Genomic DNA, 23174 nt, shown 5'->3' on the forward strand with positions numbered 1-23174 from the left:
ACAAATCCGCCCCAGGCTAGATGCCGGGCCGCCCGGTTTCCTCCTCCTTTCGGCCAAGTCACGCAAGGCCACCCGGCGCTCCCCGATTACGCTCGAAATCACCCGCAGCCACCGGAGAAAGAGGCCGAAGTGAGCGTTCGTGTGCGCCGTGTCTACGAACCGCCCGAGCCGGACGACGGCGTCCGTGTCCTGGTCGACCGGTTGTGGCCGCGCGGCCTGTCCAAGGACGCGGCGCACGTCGACGAGTGGCCCAAGGCCCTGACCCCGTCGACCGAACTGCGCCGCTGGTACCACGCCGGCGTGGGTTCCTACGACGAGTTCGGCAGCCGGTACGAGGCGGAGCTGGAGGCCGCCGAGGCCGCCGAACTCCTCGATCATGTCCGGGAGTTGTCGGACAAGGGCGCGGTGACGCTGCTGACCTCCGCCAAGGACCCCGAGCACAGTCACGCGGCCGTGCTGGTCCGCGTGCTCACCTCCCGTTCCAGGTAGTTCTCCGTGACGGCCAGCGCGGCCGCCATGATGCTCAGCTGGGGGTTCACCTCGGGGCAGCCCGGCAGCACGGAGGCGTCCACCACGAGGACGCCGCGCACGCCCCTCAGCCGCCCCTCGGAGTCGGCCGGGGCCCGCTGCGGGTCCCCGCCCGCCGCGACCGTGCCGGTCGGGTGGAAGGCCGACAAGTGCAGATCGCGCGGGGTGACCGTGTCGAGCAGGGAGTCCAGGCCGGCGGGGGTGTCGGCGCGTGGTGCGCGCGGGATTCCGGTGAGGACCTCCTGGGCGCCGGCCGCGAAGAGCAGCCGGCCCATGGCGCGTACGGCGGTGATCAGCCGGGCGCCGTCCCGGGGGTCGAGGCGGTAGCGCACGAGCGTACGGTCGCGACCGCGCACCCGGCCCGACGGCCGGTCCGCGATCATGGCGCCGAGGACCGCGAGCCGGTCGGCGGTCTCCAGTTCTCGGCGCAGGGAGCGTCCCAGGCCGGGCAGCACGAAGCTGCTCATGCCGGGCGGGCTGGCGGTCGCCTCGATCAGGATTCCCTGGTCGTGCAGTTCCTCGACGCCGACGCTCTGCAGGACGCCCGTCCAGGAGTCGACCGGTTCGGCGAAGCGGCCCGCGACGCTGGTGGCGGGATGCACGCTGAGGTTGCGGCCCAGGCGGGGGTGGCGGCCCAGGCCCGAGCGGCGCAGCAGCGCCGGGGTCTGCAGGGCGCCCGCGGCCGTGACGACCAGGGGGCTGAGGATCTCCAGTTCGCTGCCGTCGGCCCGGCGCGCCCGGACGCCCGCCGCCCGTGGCCCGCCCGGGCCGTCGCGGTCGAGGAGGACGCGCAGCACGCGGGCGCCGGTGACGATGCGCGCTCCCGCGGCGCACGCCTCGGGCAGCACGGACAGCTGGACGCTCTGCTTCGCGCCGGTGGGACAGCCCACCACGCACTGGCAAAGGCCCTTGCAACCGGGTGCGTTGCGGCGCAGCGGTCCGGCCCGCCAGCCGAGCCGTTCGGCTCCGGCAAGTGCCAGCAGACCGTTGACGCCGAGGACGTCGAGGGGCTGGGTGGCCACGCGCAGCGTGCGTTCGATCTCGTCGAGCCGGGATGGGAGTCCGTCGGCGAGGTGGAAGCCGTACCGGCTGCTCCAGCGGTCGATGACGTGGTCCGGGGTGCGGTAGCAGGTGCCGGAGTTGACGACGGTGGTGCCGCCGACGGCCCGTCCTACCGGCAGCAGGAGGGGCGGGTCGCCCAGGGCCGCGGTCGCGCCGCCGTCGCGGTACAGGTCGGTGAAGCGCTCCAGCGGCGCGCGGGCGCCGAAGGACGCCGTGGTGTGGTGCTCGCCCTCCTCGAGGACGACGACGTCGAGTCCGGCACGCGCGAGGGTGCGGGCTGCGACCGCGCCGCCGGCGCCCGATCCCACGACGACGGCGTCGGCCCGGGCCCGGGTGGGCCAGTCCCCGGCCGGGACGCAGTCCAGGGGCGGGTCGGTGAAGGCGGCGGCCGGCGGTGGAGCCGGGGTGCGCTCGGTGGCCGCGGCGAGCAGGACGGGGACCTTCAGCAGGTCGAGGGCCGGCAGGAGCCGGGGGCGGGCGGCGAGCGAGTCGAGCACCGCCTGCCGTTCGTCCGGCGTCAGGGCGTTCAGCCGGCGCCCGCTGTGCAGGACGGCGTAGGCGTCCACGACGCCGGTGCCCGCGCGCACCGCGGTCCGCACGGGCGCGGGCAGTGCGGACAGGAACGCCTCCAGCCTCCCGGGCACCCTGCCCGGCCACTCCTCGTCGCCGGTGTCGGCGAGCAGTGCGGCGACCAGCCCGGGCGCCGTCACCGGTCCCCCACTTCGGCGTGCGCGGTCCCCTTCAGCGTCCAGGTGGCCTCGGTGCGCCAGCGGCCCCACCAGCGTTCCAGCAGGATCGTCGCGTCGGCGCTCTCGCTGTTGCGGCACACCGCCGGGGCTCCGTCCGGGTCGCGGTAGTCGAGGGCGAGGGTGCGCTCGTCGGGCTGGGTGACGTCGACGCGGACGCGGCGCAGCAGCGTGCGGCCGGTCACCGTCCAGCGGGGCAGGCCGATGTCGGCGCGAAAGCGTCCGATGCCGAGCAGGCCGACCGCGGAGCGCTCCGCCCGGCGCGGCCAGGTGCGGCCGCGGTGCCTCAGACGCAGGAAGACCAGCGGGGGCAGCCGCCGCAGCACGGGTCTGGTCGACACGGCGGCGACAACTTCCAGGACGCCGCCGTCGCCCAGGTCGGCGTGCAGCCAGGCCCAGCGGCGGGCGTTGCCGTGGCCGTTGATGCGGGCGGAGGCTCCGGGAGCGCCCCGCAGGGTGAGCGTGCGGTCCTGGTCGGCGAACGTGCCGTCGTAGGTGGCCCGGGCCGCCGGGAGCATGTGGGTGGCGGGGAGCAGGGGGCGCCGCCAGGACCAGCGGGGAAAGGTGAACAGGGGTTCCGCCGCGGGCTGTTCGGTGAGGTTCCAGCTGAGGTCGCCGGCGCTGCCGCTCAGCCGCCCGGGGACCGCCGTGACGTCTCCGGCCGCGAAGCCGTGGGCGGGGCCGGTCCAGGGGACGGGGCCGAAGCGGGCGTGGGTGACCTTGCCCTCCGGGGGGAAGACGGCCGCCCAGCCGTGCGCCATCGGCGCGGATCCGTCGGTGGGGGCGACCAGTTCGTGGTGCAGCCAGAGTCCGGTGCCGGTGGCCGGGTCGGTCAGCGTGGTGTACCAGACCTCGGTGCGGCCGGGACTGCCGTCCCAGCGCGGGGCGTGGTGGTCGGCGGCGTTCTCCCGCCGGGGGAAGCGGAAGCTGAGGAGGAAGGGCGCGAGGCCGGTGGCGAGGGGGAAGCGGAGGGTGCCCTGTCCGACCTGTGCGCCGTCCTCGTGGAGCGAGAAGGGCAGGACCGTCATCGACCGCACCGGGTGACGCGCCGTCACCGACTTCCAGCCGTCCAGGGTGAGGCGGCGGCCCTGCGCGGTGAACGACAGCCGGTAGCGGATGCGGCGCCCGGCGAGCGGGGAGATCTCCAACTCGCCCGTGGCGCCCGGGTCGTCGGCCAGTCCGGTGACGCGGACGCGGCCGTCGATCCGGGCCCGGACCGTGCGGTGGGGGTGCAGGACCTCCTCGGCCCGGGCGCGCAGGTCCAGGCGGATACGGCGGACGGGGTCGGCGGCGTCGAGCCGGACCGTGCCGAGCATGGTCTCCGTGAACCGGGTGCCCCTCATGCCAGTCCCTCCAGCATGATCCGCTCGGTGTCCCGCAGGTAGGCGTCGGCGGCGGCGTGCGCCCGACGGCCGTCGCCGGACACCACCGCGTCCACGACCGGCCCGAGCCGCCGGTGGGCGGCTTCGGCGTCGGTGAAGGGCCCGCGCAGGGCGGCCCGGACGGGGAGGTAGGCCTTGAAGAGGGTGTTGGTCAGCAGCGCGTACACGCGGTTGCCGGTGGCCCGGGCGAGGGCCCGGTGCACCTCGATGTCGGCCAGCTGCACGGCGTCGGCGTCGCCCGCTTCCCGTACGGCCTCCAACAGGCGCCGTAGTTCGGCGTGTTGGTACCGGGTCGCTCGGGCGGCGGCCCGCTCGGCGATGAGGGCGCCGATCGAGCGCCGCACCTCGAAGATCTCGTGGAGCCACTTCGGGTCGTGCCGGACGAGCATCGGCAGCAGGTCCGCGCCGCCCTGCCGGGCGTAGTCGAGGACCCTGGTGCCGACACCGTGCCGGGTCTCCAGGAGTCCGGCCTGGACGAGCCGCCCGAAGGCGTGTTTGAGGGTGGTGCGGGTGACGCCGTAGCCGTCGGCCAACTGGCGTTCCGGCGGCAGGTAGCTGCCCGCGGGATGCCGGCCCGCGAGGATGTCCTCGCGCAGCCGCTCCTCGAGCACGTCCACGATCGTCTCGCGGGGCAGGGCCTCCACGGATGTCTCCTCACGGTGCAGTGGCTCAGTGGCTGAGCCACTCAACCAAGAGGAGCACGGGCGAGTCAATCCCTGTGCGGCGACGCGGTGTTCACAAAAAGGTGGGCGGCCGGCTGCCCGCGCCGACCGCCCACGACGTCTGTGCCGGTCAGGCCGACTGCGCGGCCGCCGCCCGGCCGGCCGCCCGGCCCGAGAAGAGACAGCCGCCGAGGAAGGTGCCCTCCAGGGCGTTGTAGCCGTGCACCCCGCCGCCGCCGAAGCCGGCGACCTCGCCGGCCGCGTACAGGCCGTCGATGGGAGTGCCGTCGGTGCCGAGGGCGCGGGAGTCGAGGTCGGTCTGGATGCCGCCGAGGGTCTTGCGGGTCAGGACGTGCAGCTTGACGCCGATCAGGGGGCCGGCGGCGGGGTCGAGAATGCGGTGCGGGGTGGCGACGCGGCCGAGGCGGTCGCCGATGTAGCGGCGGGCGTTGCGGATGCCCTGGATCTGGGCGTCCTTGCTGTAGGGGTTGGCCAGTTGCAGGTCGCGGGCCTCGATCTGGCGGCGCAGTTCGGCCGCGTCGAGGAGCGGCTTGTCCGTCAGCTCGTTCATCTTCGCCACCAGCTGCTCCAGGTTCGGGGCGGTCACGAAGTCGGCGCCCTTGCGCAGGAAGGCGTCGACCGGGCCCGGGACGCCCTTGCCGAGGCGGTTCTTGAGGACGGCCGCCCGGTCCTTGGCGGTGATGTCGGGGTTCTGCTCGGAGCCGGAGAGCGCGAACTCCTTCTCGATGATCTTCCGGGTGAGGATGAACCAGGAGTGGTCGTATCCGGCGATGTCCTCGGTGGTGCGCAGGTGTTCGAGGGTGCTGAGGGTGTCGTAGCCGGGCAGGCACGGGTCGGGCAGCCGGCGGCCGAGCGCGTCGAACCACATGGAGGACGGGCCCGGCAGGATGCGGATGCCGTGACCGGGCCAGATCGGGTCCCAGTTCCGCACGCCCTCGGTGTAGTGCCACATGCGGTCGCGGTTGACCAGGCGTACGCCCGCCTCGGCGCTGATGTCGAGCATGCGGCCGTCGACGTAGGCGGGCACGCCGGTGACCATCTCGGCGGGCGGGGTGCCCAGGCGCTCGGGCCAGTAGCGGCGCACGATGTCGTGGTTGGCGCCGATGCCGCCGGTGGTGACGACGACGGCCTGGGCGGTGAGTTCGAAGTCGCCGACCCGGTCGCGGTTGGAGGCGACGCCGCGCGCCGAGCGGTCCTCGGCGAGCACCGTGCCGCGTACGCCGCGGGCGGCGCCGTCCTCGATCACGAGCTCGTCGACCTGGTGGCGGTGGTAGAAGGTGAGCAGCCCGTCGCGAGCGGCCTGCCGGGCGGAGTCCACGAAGGGCTCGACCACACCGGTGCCGGTGCCCCAGGTGACGTGGAAGCGAGGTACGGAGTTGCCGTGCCCGTCGGCGCGCAGGTCGCCGCGCTCGGCCCAGCCGACCGTCGGCAGCAGCTTGATGCCGTGCCCGTCCAGCCAGGACCGTTTCTCCCCGGCCGCCCACTCGACATAGGCGCGCGCCCAGCGCACCGCCCAGGAGTCCTCGTCGGCCACCCGGTCGAACCGTGCGCTGCCCTGCCAGTCGCTCCAGGCCAGGTCGAAGGAGTCCTTGATGCCCAGGCGGCGCTGCTCCGGGGTGTCGACGAGGAAGAGCCCGCCGAAGGACCAGAACGCCTGGCCGCCGAGGTTGGCGGCGTTCTCCTGGTCGACCAGGGCGACGCGCCGCCCCTTGCCGGTGAGTTCGTGCGCGGCGACCAGGCCCGCCAGGCCCGCTCCGACGACGATGACGTCCGCATCCATGGCGACCGTTCCCTTTCTCAGTGGCCTTGCTGGGGGGCGCCGCTGCCGTCGGTCAGCAGGGCGGTGAGCAGTTGCTTGAGCCAGACACGGGCGTGTTCGACGTCCTTGTCCAGCAGGAGCTGGGTGGTGACCCCGTCGTAGGCGGCGACCACGGCGTGCGCCGCGCCGTCGATGTCGCCGAGCACGGCGGCCGGCGGGGTGAATCCCCGGGCGCGGGCGAGCCGCTCGGCGATCGCGCCGCGCAGCCGGGCCCGGTGCTCCAGGAGGGTCTCGGCCACTTTCGGATCGCGGGCCGCGTGCACCAGGAAGTCCGTTTTCACCAACAGCCAGTCGAGGTCGAGGAGCAGCACCTCGGTGACGCGGTCCACGGCGGCGGTTACGTCGAGGTCCGGGCCGTCCAGGGCGAGGGCGCCGGAGACCTGCTCGGCGATCAGGTCGGCGCGCTGCCGGTAGAGGGCGAAGAACAGCTCGTCCAGGCTGTCGAAGTTGGAGTAGAAGGCGCCCCTGCTGTAGCCGGCCGCCTCGCACACCTCCTCGATCGAGACGCGCCCGAAGCCCTTGGCGGCGAACACCTCGAACGCGGCGTCGAGCAGGTTCGCACGGGTGCGCACCCGGCGCTTTGTCACGCGCCGCGTGGTCTCCTCGGTCACCAATGGCCCGCCTCCGTTCGATACGGGAATGTATCCGATACACAGATGTATCGAAAGGTCCGCGTACGAATTCGAGGGGAACATATTTTCGAATCAGGGGTAAGCTGGAGTCATGAGCACGCACCTCCAGGGCTCCCTCTTCGACCAGACCGACCACCTGTGTCTCGGCCCCCTCGACGGGATCCGCCGGACGACGCTGGGGTTCGGCGCCTGGATCGACGTGCTGCCCGGGTGGCTGAGCGGTTCGGACGCGCTGTTCGAACGGCTGGCCGCCGAGGTGCCCTGGCGGGCCGAGCGCCGCCAGATGTACGACCAGGTCGTGGACGTACCCCGGCTTCTGGCGTTCTACGGCGTCGACGACCCGCTGCCGCACCCGGTGCTGGACGAGGCCCGCGCGGCCCTGTGCGCGCACTACGCCGAGGAGCTCGGCGAGCCGTTCACCACGGCCGGGCTGTGCTACTACCGCGACGGCCGGGACAGCGTGGCCTGGCACGGCGACCGGATCGGCCGGGGCGCGCGGGAGGACACGATGGTGGCCATCGTCTCCGTGGGCGCCCCGCGCGACCTGCTGCTGCGTCCGGTGCGTGGGGGCGAGAGCGTGCGCCGGCCGCTGGGGCACGGCGACCTGATCGTGATGGGCGGCTCCTGCCAGCGGACCTGGGAGCACTGCGTACCCAAGAGCACGCGGGCTTCGGGACCGCGGATCAGCATTCAGTTCCGCCCGCACGGCGTGCGCTGAGGCGGAGAGGCGGCCGCTTCGGGCGCACGCGGGGGCGGCCTCCGGCGGACGGTGCCGGAGGCCGCCCTTCCTTCGCCGGAGGCCGTGCCGAGGTTGGCGCGGACCCGATGCCTCAGCTCCCGCCCGGGTCTGCTTTGCTGATGCCGTCGGACAGGAGCCGAGACGTGGGGCGGTCATGCGGGCAGACGTACGGCAAGTCGCCGACGGCATTCATCTGGTGCACGGCAGCGACACCAACTGGGTGATCCTCACCGAGGGCGACGAACTCACCCTGGTCGACACCGGCTATCTCGGTGACCGGCAGCAGGTCCTCGACTCCCTCATCGCGGTCGGCGGCGCACCGGAGGCGGTCGCGGCGGTGCTCGTCACCCACGCCCACAACGACCACCTGGGCTCGGCCGAGTACCTGCGCTGCACCTACGGCACGCCCGTGTACCTGCACGAGGCCGAAGTGCCGCACGCCCGCCGGGAGTTCCTGCAACAGGTGACCGTCGGCCAGATCGCCCGCAACGGCTGGCGGCCCGGTGTGCTGCCCTGGGCGCTGCACGCCATGCGCTCCGGCGGCCTGACCGACGTCCCGGTCGCCGCGCCCGAGCCGTTCCCCGCACCGGGCGCCCTGGACCTGCCCGGCCGGCCGGTCCCGGTGCACACTCCCGGCCACACCGACGGACACGCGGTCTTCCACCTCCCGCACGCCGGCGTCGTGATCGCCGGTGACGCGATCGCCACCGCCCACCCCACCTCGCGCCTGAGCGGACCCCACCTGCTGCCCGACATGTTCCAGCACGAGCGCGCACGGGCCGTCGCCTCCCTCGATGTCATCGCCGCGCTGGAGGGTGATCTGTTGTTGCCCGGTCACGGTCCGGAGCACCGCGGTCCGATCCGTGAAGCGGCATTTCAGGCCAAGGAGCGCGCGCTCTAAGGTGAGGTGACGATCACGGCGAGGCGAGGACACGCGACCCATGGCACTGCAGATCAGCGCGACGAACCCGGAGCACCCCGCGCTCCTGCTGGAACTGCCGTGGCACCTGCCGCTGGAGGAGTGGCCGGAGAGGTACCTGGTCCCGCTGCCGCGCGGCATCTCCCGGCACGTGGTGCGCTACGCCCATGCCGGGGACGAGGTGATCGCGGTCAAGGAACTCGCCGAGCGGCCCGCCCTGCGGGAGTACGAGCTGCTGCGCGACCTGGACCGGCTCGGCATCCCCTCGGTCGACCCGCTGGCCGTGGTCACCGGCCGCACCGACGCCGAAGGCACCGCGCTGGAGCCGGTGCTGATCACCCGTCACCTGCGCGGCTCGCAGCCGTACCGGTCGATGTTCGAGACGACCATGCGCCCGGCCACCATGCACCGCCTCATGGACGCCCTCGCCGTCCTGCTGGTCCGCCTGCACCTGGCGGGCTTCGCCTGGGGCGACTGCTCGCTGTCCAACACCCTCTTCAGGCGCGACGCGGGTGCCTACGCCGCCTACCTCGTCGACGCCGAGACCGGCGACCTGCACCCCCAGCTCAGCACCGGGCAGCGCGAGTACGACCTCGACCTCGCCCGCGTGAACATCAGCGGCGAGCTGCTGGACCTGGAGGCGTCCGGGGCGCTGCACCCCTCGGTGGATCCGATCGAGTTCGGCATGGAGATCTGCGCCCGCTACCGTGGCCTGTGGGAGGAGCTGACCCGCACCTCCGTGTACCCGGCGGGCAAGTACCACTACATCGAGCGCCGGATCCGCCGTCTGAACGACCTCGGCTTCGACGTGGCCGAGATGCAGATCGAGCACTCCTCGAACGGCGACACGGTCACGTTCGTGCCCAAGGTCGTCGACGCCGGCCACCACCAGCGCCAACTGCTGCGCCTGACCGGCCTGGACGCCGAGGAGAACCAGGCCCGGCGGCTGCTCAACGACCTGGAGAGCTGGATGGCCACCCAGGACGACTACGCCCCGGGCGACCCCCTCGCCGCCCGCCCCGAGGTGCTGGCCCACCGCTGGGTGCGGGACGTCTTCCGGCCCACCGTGCGCGCCGTGCCGCTGGAACTGCGCGGCTCCATGGACGCGGCGGAGATCTACCACGAGCTGCTGGAGCACCGCTGGTACCTGTCCGAGCGGGCGCAGCAGGACATCGGGCTGGACACGGCGGTCGAGGACTACATCACGAACATCCTGCCCAAGGCGCGGGAGACGCTGCAGCCCACGACCGCCGAGTGACCTCAGGAGTGCGGTACGACGGCCACCGGGCACTCCGCGTGGTGCAGCACCCCGTGCGCCACCGAGCCGATCCGGGCGCCCACGGCCGTACGGTGCGCCCGGCGCCCGACGACCATCAGCTGGGCGCGCGCCGCCACCGACAGCAGCACCTGCCCGGCGCTGCCCATCTCCACGTGCTCCACCACCGGGACGTCAGGGAAGCGCTCCCGCCACGGCCGCAGGGCTGCCGCCAGTGCCTTCTTCTCGAACGGCTCCAGTCCCCCGGCCTGGTCGAGGATCTGCATCGAACCGGGGCTGTAGGCGAACACCGGCGGTAGCGTCCACGCGCGCACCGCTCGCACGCCGGCCCCGCGGGCGGACGCCGTCTCGAAGGCGAACCGCAGCGTGTCGGCGCTGTCCTGCGGATCACCCTGCTGGCCGACGACGATCTCCCGCCCCGCCGCCTCGGCCGACGGCTGGTCACCTGCGCGCACCAGCACTACCGGACGTCTGGCCTCGGCGATCACCTGCTGACCCACGGACCCGATCAGGAAGCCGACGACCGGTCCGTGCCCGCGTGAGCCGAGGACCAGCATCTCGGCCTCGGCCCCGGCGCCGACCAGGGTGTCGACGGTGTCCCCCTCCAGCACGTCGGTGATCACCTCCAGACCCTTGTGCCGCGCCTCGACGGCACGGGCCGCGTCGGCGACCGCGTTCTTCACCCATCCGGCCTGGGTCTCCCGGTCGCCGGCGTCGATCGCCTCGTACGGCTGGAACCGCCAGGCCTGCACCACGCGGAGGGCGAGGTTCCGGCGGACGGCCTCCCGGGCCGCCCACTCCAGCGCGGCGAGGCTCTCCTCGGTTCCGTCGACCCCGGCGGTGATCGGACGCGTCATGCGGTTGCCTCCCAGTGTCGTGCTCACGTCGGTCGGACCCAGTCTTCACTACACTGTGCCCGTGATCTTGGAATGGGAACAGGTGATCGTGGACGCCGCCGACCCCGTGGCTCTGGGCCGCTGGTGGGCCGAGGCGCTGGGCTGGGTCGTGGTCGACGAGTCGCCCGACGAGTACGAGATCCGGCCCGCGAAGGACCGGCTGCCGGGGCTGCTGTTCGGGCGCTCCACCGACTCGAAGACCGTCAAGAACCGCCTCCACCTCGACTTCCGTCCCGAGGACCAGGAGGCCGAGGTGGCCCGGTTGCTGGCGCTGGGCGCGCGGCACGCGGACGTCGGGCAGACGGGCGACGAGCCCTGGGTGGTGCTGGCGGACCCCGAGGGCAACGAGTTCTGTGTCCTGGGGCCGAGGCGCGGCTGAGCGTCCGCCGTCCGTCTCATGGCGGAGCGAAGCGGGACGATCGAACATACGATGGGCGGAAGCCGACGCGGTGACCGCCTCTCACGACAGCGCTCATCATGCCGTCGGTCCGATCCACTCGGGGTGGGAGAGGTATGGCACAGGCGTCCGACGCCGCACGGACCGTGATCATGACCGTGGACGACGACCCGGGAGTCTCCCGCGCCGTCGCCCGTGATCTGCGGCGCCGCTACGGCGAGTCGTACCGCATCGTGCGCGCCGAGTCCGGCGAGTCCGCGCTGGACGCGCTGCGCGAGCTGAAGCTGCGCGGTGACCTGGTGGCCGTCATCCTGGCCGACTACCGAATGCCGCAGATGAACGGCATCGAGTTCCTGGAACAGGCCCTGGACGTGTATCCGGGGGCACGCCGGGTGCTGCTGACCGCCTACGCGGACACGAACGCGGCGATCGACGCGATCAACGTCGTCGACCTGGACCACTACCTGCTCAAGCCCTGGGACCCGCCGGAGGAGAAGCTCTACCCGGTGCTGGACGACCTGCTGGAGGCCTGGCGGTGCAGTGACTTCCGGCCGGTGCCCAGCACCAAGGTGGTGGGGCACCGCTGGTCGGCGCGCTCGTCGGACGTCCGGGAGTTCCTGGCCCGCAACCAGGTGCCCTACCGCTGGTACTCCGCCGACGAGCCGGAGGGCAAGCGGCTGCTGGCGGCCGCCGGGGCGGACGGGCAGCGGCTGCCGCTGGTCATCACCCCCGACGGCACGCCGCTGGTGGAGCCGGAGGCCCCCGAACTCGCCGCCCGGGTCGGGCTCGCGACGACACCGGCCGCCGACTTCTACGACCTCGTCGTCATCGGCGGCGGGCCCGCCGGGCTCGGTGCCGCGGTGTACGGCGCCTCCGAAGGACTGCGGACCGTTCTCGTGGAGCGGTCGGCGACCGGCGGACAGGCCGGGCAGAGCTCCCGGATCGAGAACTACCTCGGCTTCCCCGACGGTGTGTCGGGAGCCCAGCTCACCGAGCGGGCGCGCCGCCAGGCCGCCAAGTTCGGCGCCGAGATCCTCACCGCGCGCGAGGTGACGGGACTGGAGGTCAACGGGGCCGCCCGCACGGTGCGGTTCTCCGACGGCTCCGCGGTCGCCGCGCACAGCGTCATCCTGGCCACCGGTGTGTCGTACCGGCAGCTGGCGGCGCCGGGCTGCGACGACCTCACCGGCTGCGGGGTGTTCTACGGCTCGGCCCTGACCGAGGCCGCCTCCTGCCAGGGGCAGGACGTGTACATCGTCGGCGGCGCCAACTCGGCCGGGCAGGCGGCGATGTACCTGTCCAGGGGCGCCAAGTCGGTGACGCTGCTGGTGCGCGGCCCGGACCTGGCGGCGTCGATGTCGTACTACCTGATCCAGCAGATCAACGAGGCGCCGAACATCTCGGTGCGCGCGCGTACCGTCGTCGAGACCGCACACGGAACCGACCACCTCGAACAGCTCACCCTGCGCGACGTCGACACCGGCGAGACCGAACTCGTCGACGCGCAGTGGATGTTCGTGTTCATCGGCGCGGCCCCGCTGACCGACTGGCTGGACGGCACGGTCCTGCGCGACGAGCACGGGTTCATCCTCGCCGGACCCGACCTCACCCCGGACGGCCGGCCGCCCGCGGAATGGGAACTGGACCGGCCGCCTTATCACCTGGAGACCAACATTCCCGGCGTGTTCGTGGCGGGCGACGCGCGCGCCGAGTCCGCGAAGCGCGTCGCGTCCGCCGTCGGAGAGGGAGCCATGGCCGTGATGCTCGTCCACCGGTACCTGGAGCAGTCGTGAGCGGGCGGGCGCTGCCCTGCAACCCGCAGGAGATCGGGTCGCTGTTCCTGTTCGAGAAACTGTCCGCCGAGCAGCTCGGACAGCTGTGCAGCGCCGGCCGGGTGGAGCAGTTCGAGCCCGGGCCCGTCTACACCGAGGGTGACCCCGCCACCTGCTTCTACGTGATGGTCGAGGGCACCGTCGTGCTGTCCCGGCGGGTCGGCGGGGACGACGTGGAGGTCACCCGGACCTCCCAGCGGGGCGCCTACGCGGGTGCGATGCAGGCCTACCTCGGGGACCGGGTGCGGCAGGTCTACCACAACTCCATGCGGGTGACGGAGCCCTCGCGGTTCTTCGTGCTGCCCGCCGAGAAGTTCGCGGCCTTCATGGAAGAGAACTTCCCGATGGCGGTCCATCTGCTGGAGGGCCTGTTCTGGGGCTCGAAGAACACCCAGCGGGCGGTCGGCCAGCGCGAACGGCTGCTGGCGCTCGGCTCGTTGTCGGCCGGTCTCACGCACGAGCTCAACAACCCCGCGGCCGCGGCGGTCCGGGCCACGGCCACGCTGCGCGAGCGGGTGGGCAAGATGCGGCACAAGCTCGCCGTGATCTCCCAGAGTTCGTACACGCCCGAGGACATGGCGAACCTGATCGACATCCAGGAGCGCACCGCCGAACGCGTCGCCAAGGCGCCGGTGCTCAGTCCGCTGGAGGCCTCGGACCGGGAGGACGCCCTCGCCGACTGGCTCGACGACCACGGCATCCAGGAGGGCTGGCGCATCGCCCCCACCTTCGTGCAGGCCGGCCTGGACGTGGACTGGCTGGATCAGATCGCCGCGGCCGTCAACGATGAGATCCTGCCGAACGCGATCGGCTGGCTCAACTACACCGTCGAGACCGAGCTGTTGATGGACGAGATCAACGACTCCACCGCCCGCATCTCGCACCTCGTCGACGCGGCCAAGCAGTACTCGCAGCTGGACCGGGCGCCCTTCCAGGTCGCGGACGTCCACGAACTCCTCGACAGCACACTGCTGATGCTCTCCGGGAAGACCGGCGAGCGGATCAAGGTCGTCAAGGACTACGACCGGACGCTGCCGAGGATCCCGGCGTACCCGGCGGAGCTCAACCAGGTGTGGACCAACCTGATCGACAACGCCGTCTCCGCCATGAACAGCACCGGCGGGGACGGCACGTTGACCGTGCGGACGGCCCTGGAGAACGACCGGCTGCTGGTGGAGTTCAAGGACACCGGGCCGGGCGTGCCGCGGGAGATCCGCGACCGTATCTTCGATCCGTTCTTCACCACCAAGCCGGTCGGCGAGGGCACCGGCCTGGGGCTGGACATCTCCTGGCGGATCGTCGTGAACAAACACCACGGCACGCTCCAGGTGGAGTCCGAACCCGGTGACACCCGGTTCCAGGTCCTGCTTCCGTTGACGGCCCCGGCCGACGAGACACCCGAGGAGAGCGCATGAGCAGCGGCGACGGTATCGATCCCGGCGTTCCGCCGAGCGGCACCGGCTGCGTGGAGTGCGAGGAGGCGGGCGGCTGGTGGTTCCATCTGCGGCGCTGCGCGCAGTGCGGGCACATCGGCTGCTGCGACGACTCCCCGGCCAAGCACGCCACCGCGCACTTCCGGACCACCGGACACCCGGTGATCCGCAGTTTCGAGCCGGGCGAGGAGTGGTTCTGGGACTTCGAGAGCTCCCAGCTGTACGAGTCGGGGCCCGAGCTGGCGCCGCCGTCGAGCCATCCGGCGGAGCAGCCCGCGCCGGGGCCGGCGGGACGGGTGCCGGAGGACTGGGCGCGGACCTTGAGGGGATGACCTCTCGCGGGGCGGCGCGTACGGGCTGTCCGTGGCCCGTCGCGCCCCTCGGGCCGGCATCCCCGCTGTCAGTGGTGGGTGCCAGGATGGGCGTGTGACTGAAACCGGCTTCGCCACTCCGCTGATCGGGCGCGACGAGGATCTCGCCCGGCTCGACGACGTGCTCGCGCGTGCCCGGCGGGGCGAGGCGGGAGCCGTGCTCGTGGCCGGGGACGCCGGAGTGGGCAAGACCCGGCTGCTGGACGAGGTCGCCCGGCGGGCCGCGGCTGCCGGCACGACCGTGCTGACCGGGCACTGCGTCGACCTCGGTGACGTGGGCCTGCCGTACCTGCCGTTCACCGAGATCCTCGGGATGCTCGCCGCCGACGAGCTGTTCGCGCCGGTGCTGTCGGCACATCCCGTGGTGGACCGGCTGCTCGGCTCGGGGTCGGAGGCGGTGCGGGACGCGGGCGGGCGGCTGCGGCTGTTCGAGGGCATGGCCCAGCTGCTGGCCGACCTCGCCGATCACGCGCCCGTGCTGCTGGTCCTGGAGGATCTGCACTGGGCCGACCAGTCCTCCCGCGACCTGCTGCGCTTCCTGCTCAGCCGGGGTGTCCTGCAGCGCCCCGCGGGCGGCGCCCCCGCCCACCGGCTCGCCGTCCTCGCCTCCTACCGCTCGGACGACCTGCACCGCCGTCATCCGCTGCGTCCCCTCCTGGCCGAGCTGGTACGGCTGCCGGCCGTGGAGCGGCTCGAACTGCGCCCCCTGGCTGACGCCGAGGTCACCCGTCTGGTGCGGGCGCTGCGGACCAGCCCGCTGCCGGAGGCCACGGTCCGCCGCATCGTCGAGCGGGCCGAGGGCAACGCCTTCTACGCGGAGGAACTGGTCGCCGCCACCGGTTCGGAGCCCGGCGGGGTGCCGAGCGGCCTGGCCGACGTGCTGCTCATCCGTGTCGAGCAGCTGTCCGACACCGCCCAGCAGGTGCTGCGCACGGCCGCCGTCGCCGGCCGCCGCGTCGAGCACGATCTGCTGCGGGACGCCGTGGGGCTTCCCGAGGACGAGCTGGAGTCGGCGCTGCGCGAGGCCGCCGGACACCAGCTCCTCGTCCCCGGGGACCGGGACACCTACGCCTTCCGGCACGCGCTGGCGCGGGAGGCCGTCTACGCGGATCTGCTGCCGGGCGAACGGGCGCGGCTGCACGGCGCGTTCGCCCGCCTGCTGGCGGGCCGTGGCCGCTCGGGAGAGACCGCGGCCGAGCGCGCCCACCACTACCGCGAGAGCCACGACCTGGCCGAGGCGCTCGCCGCCTCGCTGGAGGCCGCCGACCACGCCCAGCGGGTGGGCGCGCCCGCCGAGGAGCTGCGGCATCTGGAAACCGCGCTCGACCTGTGGGCGTCGGTGGACGCGGCGGCCCGCCCCTCCGGCGAGGGCGTCGACCGGGTGACGCTCACCCTGCGGGCCTCGGCGGCGGCCGCGCACGCCGGTGAGACGCACCGGGCCGTGTCCCTCACCCGGGCCGCCCTCGCCGGAATCGGCGCGGACGCGGACGCCGAGCTCGCCGCCCGGGTCCGGTACACGCTGGCCGGCAACCTGATGAGCGTCGACAGTCTGACGGCCGCCTTCGCCTACAGCAGCGAGGCACTGTCGCTGATCCCCGCCGAGCCGCCGAGCCGCACCTGGGTGTGGGCCGCCGCCACACATGTCATCGCCGCACGCCAGATCGGCGAGAACGAGGTCGCGCTACGGGTGGCGCGGCACGCGCTGGGCGTCGCCGAGCAGCTGCGGGTGAAGGACGCACAGGCCGACCTGCTCGTCTCCCTGGCCGTCCTGGGCCCCGGCGGCCGCGGCGGGGCAGCGGGGCGCGCGCAGCTGGCGGAGGCCCGTGAACTGGCCCGCGGCGCGGGCAACGCGCCCGTGGAGATGCGGGCCCTGTTCAACCTCGCCATCGGCAGCTACGAGTCCGGTGACCTCGAAGGGTCCTTGCGGTGGGTGACCGAGGGCCTGGAGCGCGCCCGCCGGGCCGGGCTGCTGTCCTCGCCGTATCCGCTGGAGATGCGCTACCTGCACTTGGTGGTGCTGTACACGCTGGGCCACTGGGACGAGTGCCTGCGGGCAGCGGCCGCCGACTCGGCGGTGCTCCCCTCGGCGGGCGGGTACGCGATGGCCCCGGCCTTGTACGTGGCGCTGGCGCGCGGTGATCTGGAGGCCGCCGAACGGGCGCGGGCCCTGCTGGAGGGGCCGTTCGACTGGATGGCCACGCTGGTCGCCGGCATCGTGCTGACCGAGGCGGCCGTGCTGCGCGGCGATGCGCGGGCGGCCGTGGAGCGGGTGCGGGCCACGGTCGAGGCGCTGACCGACGAGACGGGCGCGCGCCCCGACGTGAGCGTCCGGCTGGCGGCGCTCGCGCTGGCGGCGGTGGCCGACGCCGCCGTGGAGCTGCGGTCGGCCGGCGGCGAGGCCCACCAGTGGCGGGAGACCGCCGACGAGCTGGTCGCGCTGGCCCGCGAGGTGGCCCGGCGCGACGAGGACGAGCCGCCGCAGGGCCCCGAGGGCCGGGCCTGGCTGGCCCGCGCGGAGGCGGAGTGGACGCGGGCCGTCACGGGGCCGGACGCGACGGCCTGGGAGAAGGCGGTGGCCGCCTTCGACTATGGGGACGTGTACGAGCGGTTGCGCTGCCAAGTGCGTTATGCGGAAGCCCTGTTGGCGTCGGATCAGCGGCAGGAGGCGGCGGCGCAGGCCGGTGCGGCGCGGGCGGTGGCCGAGCGGCTCGGGACGGCGCCCCTGCTGGAGCGTCTGGACGGTCTGATACGCCGCGGCCGGCTCGCCGCCTCCCCGGCGGACGGGGAGCGCAGTTCGCCGCTCACCGCCCGCGAGCAGGACGTGCTGCGGCTCCTGGCCCGCGGCCGCAGCAACCGGCAGATCGGCGAGGAGCTGTTCATCACCGGCAAGACGGCGAGCGTGCACGTCTCCAACATCCTGGCCAAGCTGGGCGCGGCGAGCCGTACCGAGGCGGTGGCGATCGCCTACCGGCAGGGTCTCGTCGCGCCCGAGCACCAGGCGTCCGGCTGAGCCGGTGTCCTCACCCGCGTCCGGCGCAGTCGAGGCGGGAGAGGTCGACGGCGTCGGCCATCGCCTGCATGCCCTTGTCGTTGGGGTGGATGTGGTCGCCGCCGTCGAAGAACGGCAGCATCCGTTCGTGGTCGTAGGGGCTGCGCAGGATGTGGTCGAAGTCGGTGACGGCGTCGAAGTCCCCGCTGCCGCGGAGGTAGGTGTTGACCTCCTGGCGTACGGCCTCCCCCGCCGGGTCCCACTCGGACCAGCCCTTGAAGGGGGCGACGGTGGCGGCGACGACGCACTTGCCGGCCGCGTGGACCCGCTGGGCGATCTCGCGGTAGCCGGCGATCAGGTCCTGGGCGGTGACCCCGGTGTGGGCCTTGATGTCGTTGACGCCCTCGAAGAGGAAGACGGTGCGCACGCCGGGCTGGGAGAGGACGTCGCGCCGCAGGCGGTTCAGGGCGCTCTGGCCGGCGCCGTCGGCGAGGACCTGGTTGCCGGAGATCCCCTCGTTCGCGACGCCCTTGACCTGGGTGTGGGCGGTGCTCAGACGGCGGGCGAGGTAGTCGGGCCAGCGGCGGTCGAGGTCGGTGGTGGACTGCCAGCCGTCGGTGATGGAGTCGCCGAGGGCGACGACGGCCGCGGTGCCGGTGGGCGGGCGTACGGAGACTGCGTCGAGGTAGGTCCAGGACCCGGTCGTCTCCGCCCAGGAACCGGCGCTCTCCTCGGCGGTGTGGTCGCCCTGGGTGGCGTAGGAGGTCTGCATGGCCATCCAGTGACCGGTCGCCGGGCCCGCGGCATCCGGGGTGTGGATGCTGATCACCAGGTCGGTCGCGGCCGGCAGCCGGCCCGGCAGCGGGTCGCTGAGCGCGACGCCGCCGGCGGGGACGACGACGGAACGCGCGCCGGAGAAGGTCAGCGGGCGGTTGCTGCCATGGACGAGCGCGGCGCCGTCCCTGCGCAGGCCCGCGTGGACGCTGTCGAAGGTCACGGGCCGGTCCCCGAAGGCGTTGGAGAGCCGGATGCGCAGATGGCCGCCGCCGACGCTGGTGTGGACGACCAGCCGGTAGCTGCGGTCGGCGACGCCGTCGCCCATCCGGTCGGCGCTCGCGCCCCAGGTCACCACGTCACGCCGGTCCGGGGTGCCCAGGACGGTGAACGGGTGCGCCACCTCGGATGCGTGCACCGGCGCCGCCTGTACCGTGCCGGCCAGCACCAGCAGGGCGGCCAGCCGGGCGGCTCGCGCGAATCGGCCCCTCACCGCACGAAGTCCTTCCCTTTGAGGATCATGGATGCGCCGGGTTCCACGATCACGGTCCGGGATGCGCCGCGGTAGGCCACCGTCGTACTGCGGCCGCCCACGCTGCGGATGCGCACCTCGGTCGGCCTGCCGTCCGTCCAGCGTAGGTCGACGACGAATCCGCCGCGCGCGGGAGCCGCGGTGAGGGAGCCGGAGGCGGCCCAGGCGTCGGGCAGGGCCGGGAGGAGCTCCAGGTGGCCCGGGCGGGAGTACAGGAGCATCTCGGTCACGGCCGCGGGGGTGCCGAAGTTGGCGTCGATCTGGAAAATGCCGTCGCCCGGTCCGAGTTCGTAGATGTCGAAGAGGTTGGGTGCGGTGCCGTTGCCGCCGCCGGTCGACGGGCGGAGGTTGTTGACGATCAGCTCGTAGGCGTTGTCGGCGTTCTTCAGGCGGGCCCAGCACAGGCTGCGCCAGGCGTTGGCCCAGCCGAAGCTGTTCATGCCGCGCGCGGTGAGCAGGGCGGTGGCACCGTCCACGATGTCGGCCGGGGTGGAGCCGTCGGGGCGGATGCGGTCGCCTGGGAACAGGCCGACGAGCGGGGAGAGATGACGGTGGGTGGTCTCCCCGAGGTTGTCGGGGGACATCCACTCCTCCAGCCAGCCGGTCCTGGGGCTGACCTGGGGCAGGTAGAGGCGCTTGCGCAGGCCGGAGACGGTCTGCGCGTAGCCGCTGTCGCGCTTCAACGCGGCCGCGGCCACGCAGTAGTTGCCGAACAGGGCGTGGACGAGCTCCTGGGCGTAGGTGATCCCCTTGGCGTCCAGCGGCCCCTGTTCGGGCGACCAGTCGCTGTCGGCGATGAGCACCTCCCGGGTGGTGCCGGGCAGGGTCGTCGTCAGCAGCCGCGCCTCCCAGAACTCGCAGGCGCCCTTGAGGAGCGGGTAGATCTTCTCCAGGTGGGAGCGGGAGAGGGTGTACTCGTAGTGCTCCCAGAGCGTGTTGCACAGCCAGGCGTTGCCGGCGGGGTGCCACCACCAGCCGCCTCCGCCGTAGGGGTTGGTGGAGATGGCGACGGTCCAGCCGGCGTTCTTGCCGCTGGAGTTGCGGTAGCGGTTGCGCGGGTCGTTGAACAGGCGGCGGGTCAGGTCGGTCCAGGACGGCAGCTGGGCGACGCAGTAGTCGGTGAACGCCTCGAAGCAGCCGGTCAGGCCGACGCGGTCGGCCATCCAGTAGTTCATCTGGATGTTGATGTCGGTGTGGTAGTCGCCCATCCACGCCGGGTCGTTGCCGTCGAGCCACAGGCCCTGCAGCCCCATGGGCAGGCTGCCGCGCGATCCGGAGATCATCAGGTAGCGGCCGAAGTGCACGTAGGCGGCCTCGAGTTCTGGGTCGGGCTCGCCGTCGCGGGCGCGGGCCCGGATGCGTTCCCAGGTGTCGAGGGAGCGCTGTTCGGGGGTCGAGGTGCCCAGGGAGAGACCGAACGCGCCGGAGGCCGCGCGGTGGTCGGCGACATGGGTGCGCAGCAGGGTGTCGGCCGAGTGGGCGGCGGCGTGGCGCACCTTGGCGATGGCCAGCTTTCGGGGATCGAGGGACGGATCGCGGTATTTCTTGGCCGCGTCGGGCGCGTAGTTCGTGCCGCCGCTGACCACGACGGTGAGGTCCTTGCAGCCGGCGAAGGAGATGTGCCCGCCGTCCACGGTGACGCGGCCCGCGGTGCCGTGGGCGGTGACGGCGGCCCCGTACTTCAGGCCGTTGGGCAGGGCCGCTCCGAAGGAGACGGCGGGGTCCTCGCCGTGTGTGCCGGACAGCGTGACGGTGCCGGTGTAGCGGCCTCCCCCGCTCTGGGTGAAGTGCAGGACGATGACGTCGTCGGGCCGGCTGGCGAAGATCTGCCGCCGGTAGGTGACGCCCGAGCGGATGTACGACGTGGTCACCACGCCCCGCTCCAGGTCGAGGGTGCGGCGGTAGCCGGAGACGGCGCCCAGATCGTGGTCGGGGATGTCGACCGTGAGCCGGGCGAGCAGGGTGAGGGAGCCGAAGTCGTCGCGTCCGTAGGGGAACTGGCCGTCGGCGTCGAGGGTGTCGTTGAGGCCCCCGGTCCACATCGTGGCGTCGGTGAGGAGGAGGAGTTCGTGGCCGGGGTCGTTGCTCGCGAGGGCGCCGAGGCGGCCGTTGCCGACCGGGAGACCCTGTTCGATCATGGAGTTGTCGTCGGCTGGGGCCTGCCACCACAGCTCGTGGCGAGGGTCGGCGCCGTGGACGGTCTCGGTGGTGGCGGGCCGCTGGGGTGCGGCCGACGCGGTGAAGGCGGGCAGGGTGGCGAGGGCGGCGCCGGTCGCGGTGGTGAGGGCGAGCACGTCACGTCTGGGCAGCGGGGTGTTGTTCATGGCGGCTCCTGGTGGCTCGTTCAGGACGACTTGGGCACGTCGATCCGGTCGATGTCGGGCGCGTAGCCGTTGCCGCTGTCGAAGGTGATCGTGTTGGAGCCGGCCTTGAGGGTCAGGGGCACGCTGACCGTTCCGGTCGTTCCCCAGTCGCCGGTCGAGGGGAACCTGTGGTTCGTCGCGCCGCCGCCGTTCGCGGAGACGGCCACCGAGCGGGCGTCACCGCTGACGTAGGCGATCCGCACCTGGTAGGTGCCCGCCTTGGGCACGACGACGTCGTTGACGGTGAGCTTGCCGCCCAGGTAGAGGTTGCCGACCTTCTTGCCGCCGGAGCAGGCGGAGCAGTCGGCGACGGAGGCGTTGCCGGCCAGGGTGTTTGCCGCGGCCTCGGCTTCGTAGCCGGTGTAGGCGAGCGCGGTGCCGTGCGGGGTGACGGTGAACAGACGGGAGCCGTGGGCGGGCAGGGCCTCGGTGATCCTGTCCTTGAAGCTGCCGAGGTTCTCGTGGTTCCACAGGTCGCGCACGGCCGCCTTGCCGGTGAAACCGAGGGAGGCCCAGGGGGCGGAGACTGCGGCGGGGCTGTCGGCGAGGTTGAACAGGGCGACGGTGTAGCTGCCGTCGGGGTTCTTCGCGGCCCACACCTGCTGCGGGTCGGAGGGGGTGATCGGGCGTGCGGGCGGCGTGGCGCCCTGGTTGAGCGCGATCACTTCCTTGTTGGTGAGCAGGGACAGGCCGTAGGAGTCGAGCCGTGTGAGGTCGTCGCCGGTGTAGAGGGGCGACTTGGCGATGGTCCAGAGGGTGGCGTAGCTCTGGCGCTCGGCCTTGGTCAGGCCGTCCATCGCGCCGTTGCCGACGTCGAGGGAGTCGAGGTCGTTCCAGCCGCCGGGGCCCGCGTGGCGGGTCCAGCCGGGGGCGTCGTCCCAGCGGTCGTCGACGGAGTTCTCCCAGCTGACGAGGGTGTTGCAGTAGCACTCGACGTCGGTGTCGATCCGCCAGCCGTTGGAGTACTTCTTCCAGTCGTCGGCGTGGCCGATGTCCAGCGACCAGGAGATCTCGAGGTGGATCGGGCGGCCGGTGGCGGCGATGGCCCTGTGCCAGGCGGCCACGTCGGCAACGTTGTCGTACTGGTCGCCGCTCTTTCCGGAGCCGGGCCCGACGCCGTCGAGCTTGAGGAAGTCGTAGCCCCAGCCGGCGATCAACTGGGCCTGGGAGTCTATGTACTTCTGGGTGCAGGGGCGGGAGAAGTCGAGCTTGTAGGAGCTGTCCCAGCCGTTGGTGGTGCGCAGGTCGCCGTAGACGATGTCGGCGGTGGTGCAGCCGTCGGCGTTCCGGATCGGGGTCTTGCCGTCGCCGTACGCCTCCTTCTCCAGGCCGGCGGGGAGATAGATGCCGGCCTTGAGGCCCTTGGCGTGGATGCGGTCGGCGACGGCCTTCATCCCGCTGGGGAAGCGCTTGGGGTCGGCTTTCTGGCGGCCGTACTGGTCGTACTCGGGTTTCCAGGTGTTGTCGCGCCACCAGCCGGCGTCGATGTTGACGTACTCGTAGCCGTACTTCTTGAGCTTGGCGGCCAGGGCGTCGGTCTGCTTGGTGACGTTGGCCTCGGTGAGGTAGCTGTAGTCGCCATCCGGGTTGAGGCCGGGGTACTTGGACGACTGCATGCTCCAACTCGACCAGCCCATGTAGGGCTTGGCGGCGATCGGCGCCGGGTCGGCGGTCGCGGCGTGGGCCGCGGGGGCGACGGTGACGGCTCCCGCGGCGAGGGCCAGGACCACCGCGGCTCTCATTGCGCGTGCGGGCAGGACGGAGTACGAGGATGACCGCATGGGTCGTACCTCCAGGGGGA

At 72.7% G+C, this 23174-nt stretch carries 18 protein-coding genes; 9 read left to right on the plus strand and 9 right to left on the minus strand.

Annotated features, from left to right (window positions below; translation table 11 throughout):
- The first annotated feature begins 129 nt into the window (after nt 1-129).
- The gene (locus tag FBY22_RS22910; protein WP_142148821.1) at nt 130-489 is read left to right on the plus strand and encodes a DUF488 domain-containing protein; all 360 of its coding nucleotides are present in this window, start codon (nt 130-132) and stop codon (nt 487-489) included.
- Here the strand turns inward: FBY22_RS22910 and FBY22_RS22915 are convergent.
- From FBY22_RS22915 to FBY22_RS22935, 5 genes are all read right to left on the minus strand, one after another.
- Complete coding sequence (locus tag FBY22_RS22915) at nt 444-2300, minus strand: GMC family oxidoreductase (RefSeq protein ID WP_142148823.1); 1857 nt, start codon at nt 2298-2300, stop codon at nt 444-446. The two genes, FBY22_RS22910 and FBY22_RS22915, sit on opposite strands and share 46 nt — an antisense overlap.
- Complete coding sequence (locus FBY22_RS22920; RefSeq protein ID WP_142148825.1) at nt 2297-3679, minus strand: hypothetical protein; 1383 nt, start codon at nt 3677-3679, stop codon at nt 2297-2299. The genes FBY22_RS22915 and FBY22_RS22920 overlap by 4 nt, the downstream gene beginning before the upstream one ends.
- Nucleotides 3676-4362, minus strand: coding sequence for a FadR/GntR family transcriptional regulator (locus FBY22_RS22925; RefSeq protein ID WP_142148827.1), 687 nt, complete (start codon nt 4360-4362; stop codon nt 3676-3678). Before FBY22_RS22925 ends, FBY22_RS22920 begins: the two co-directional genes overlap by 4 nt.
- A 148-nt stretch (nt 4363-4510) precedes the next feature.
- A complete protein-coding gene (locus FBY22_RS22930) occupies nt 4511-6181 on the minus strand; it encodes an FAD-binding dehydrogenase (RefSeq protein WP_142148829.1) in 1671 nt (556 codons plus the stop codon).
- 17 nt (nt 6182-6198) lie between these two features.
- Complete coding sequence (locus tag FBY22_RS22935) at nt 6199-6834, minus strand: TetR/AcrR family transcriptional regulator (RefSeq protein WP_142148830.1); 636 nt, start codon at nt 6832-6834, stop codon at nt 6199-6201.
- Between the two features lie 109 nt (nt 6835-6943).
- Here FBY22_RS22935 and FBY22_RS22940 point away from each other — a divergent pair, with 109 nt between their 5' ends.
- The 3 genes from FBY22_RS22940 (at nt 6944) to FBY22_RS22950 (ending at nt 9768) form a co-directional block, all read left to right on the plus strand.
- A complete protein-coding gene (locus FBY22_RS22940; RefSeq protein ID WP_142148832.1) occupies nt 6944-7570 on the plus strand; it encodes an alpha-ketoglutarate-dependent dioxygenase AlkB in 627 nt (208 codons plus the stop codon).
- 175 nt (nt 7571-7745) lie between these two features.
- On the plus strand, nt 7746-8492 hold the full coding sequence (locus FBY22_RS22945) for an MBL fold metallo-hydrolase (RefSeq protein ID WP_142148834.1): 747 nt from the start codon (nt 7746-7748) through the stop codon (nt 8490-8492).
- Nucleotides 8493-8532: 40 nt separating this feature from the next.
- Nucleotides 8533-9768, plus strand: a complete 1236-nt coding sequence (locus FBY22_RS22950) for a DUF4032 domain-containing protein (RefSeq protein ID WP_142148836.1) — start codon at nt 8533-8535, stop codon at nt 9766-9768.
- 2 nt (nt 9769-9770) lie between these two features.
- Here the strand turns inward: FBY22_RS22950 and FBY22_RS22955 are convergent, their stop codons facing one another.
- Nucleotides 9771-10643, minus strand: coding sequence for a universal stress protein (locus FBY22_RS22955; RefSeq protein ID WP_142148838.1), 873 nt, complete (start codon nt 10641-10643; stop codon nt 9771-9773).
- Between the two features lie 61 nt (nt 10644-10704).
- On the opposite strand from FBY22_RS22955, the gene FBY22_RS22960 reads away from it, so the two are divergent.
- The 5 genes from FBY22_RS22960 (at nt 10705) to FBY22_RS22980 (ending at nt 17725) form a co-directional block, all read left to right on the plus strand.
- Nucleotides 10705-11061, plus strand: a complete 357-nt coding sequence (locus tag FBY22_RS22960; protein WP_142148840.1) for a VOC family protein — start codon at nt 10705-10707, stop codon at nt 11059-11061.
- 134 nt (nt 11062-11195) lie between these two features.
- Nucleotides 11196-12872 carry an FAD-dependent oxidoreductase gene (locus tag FBY22_RS22965; RefSeq protein ID WP_142148842.1) on the plus strand — a complete coding sequence of 559 codons (1677 nt, stop codon included), beginning with the start codon at nt 11196-11198 and terminating at the stop codon, nt 12870-12872.
- A complete protein-coding gene (locus tag FBY22_RS22970; protein ID WP_142148844.1) occupies nt 12869-14326 on the plus strand; it encodes an ATP-binding protein in 1458 nt (485 codons plus the stop codon). The genes FBY22_RS22965 and FBY22_RS22970 overlap by 4 nt, the downstream gene beginning before the upstream one ends.
- Nucleotides 14323-14676, plus strand: a complete 354-nt coding sequence (locus FBY22_RS22975; RefSeq protein WP_142148846.1) for a UBP-type zinc finger domain-containing protein — start codon at nt 14323-14325, stop codon at nt 14674-14676. The genes FBY22_RS22970 and FBY22_RS22975 overlap by 4 nt, the downstream gene beginning before the upstream one ends.
- Before the next feature lie 94 nt (nt 14677-14770).
- Nucleotides 14771-17725 carry a helix-turn-helix transcriptional regulator gene (locus tag FBY22_RS22980; RefSeq protein ID WP_142148848.1) on the plus strand — a complete coding sequence of 985 codons (2955 nt, stop codon included), beginning with the start codon at nt 14771-14773 and terminating at the stop codon, nt 17723-17725.
- Between the two features lie 10 nt (nt 17726-17735).
- On the opposite strand, the gene FBY22_RS22985 is transcribed toward FBY22_RS22980, so the two are convergent.
- The 3 genes from FBY22_RS22985 to FBY22_RS22995 are packed head-to-tail and all read right to left on the minus strand — an operon-like array spanning nt 17736 to nt 23154.
- Nucleotides 17736-18971: an SGNH/GDSL hydrolase family protein gene (locus tag FBY22_RS22985; protein ID WP_142148850.1), complete on the minus strand. Its 1236-nt coding sequence runs from the start codon at nt 18969-18971 to the stop codon at nt 17736-17738.
- Nucleotides 18968-21334 (minus strand): glycosyl hydrolase family 95 catalytic domain-containing protein, encoded by a 2367-nt coding sequence (locus tag FBY22_RS22990; RefSeq protein WP_142148852.1) that lies wholly within the window; start codon nt 21332-21334, stop codon nt 18968-18970. Before FBY22_RS22990 ends, FBY22_RS22985 begins: the two co-directional genes overlap by 4 nt.
- A 20-nt stretch (nt 21335-21354) precedes the next feature.
- Nucleotides 21355-23154, minus strand: a complete 1800-nt coding sequence (locus tag FBY22_RS22995) for a carbohydrate-binding protein (RefSeq protein ID WP_142148854.1) — start codon at nt 23152-23154, stop codon at nt 21355-21357.
- Between the last annotated feature and the right edge of the window lie 20 nt (nt 23155-23174).

The sequence above is a fragment of the Streptomyces sp. SLBN-31 genome (assembly GCF_006715395.1).
Taxonomy (GTDB): Bacteria; Actinomycetota; Actinomycetes; order Streptomycetales; family Streptomycetaceae; genus Streptomyces.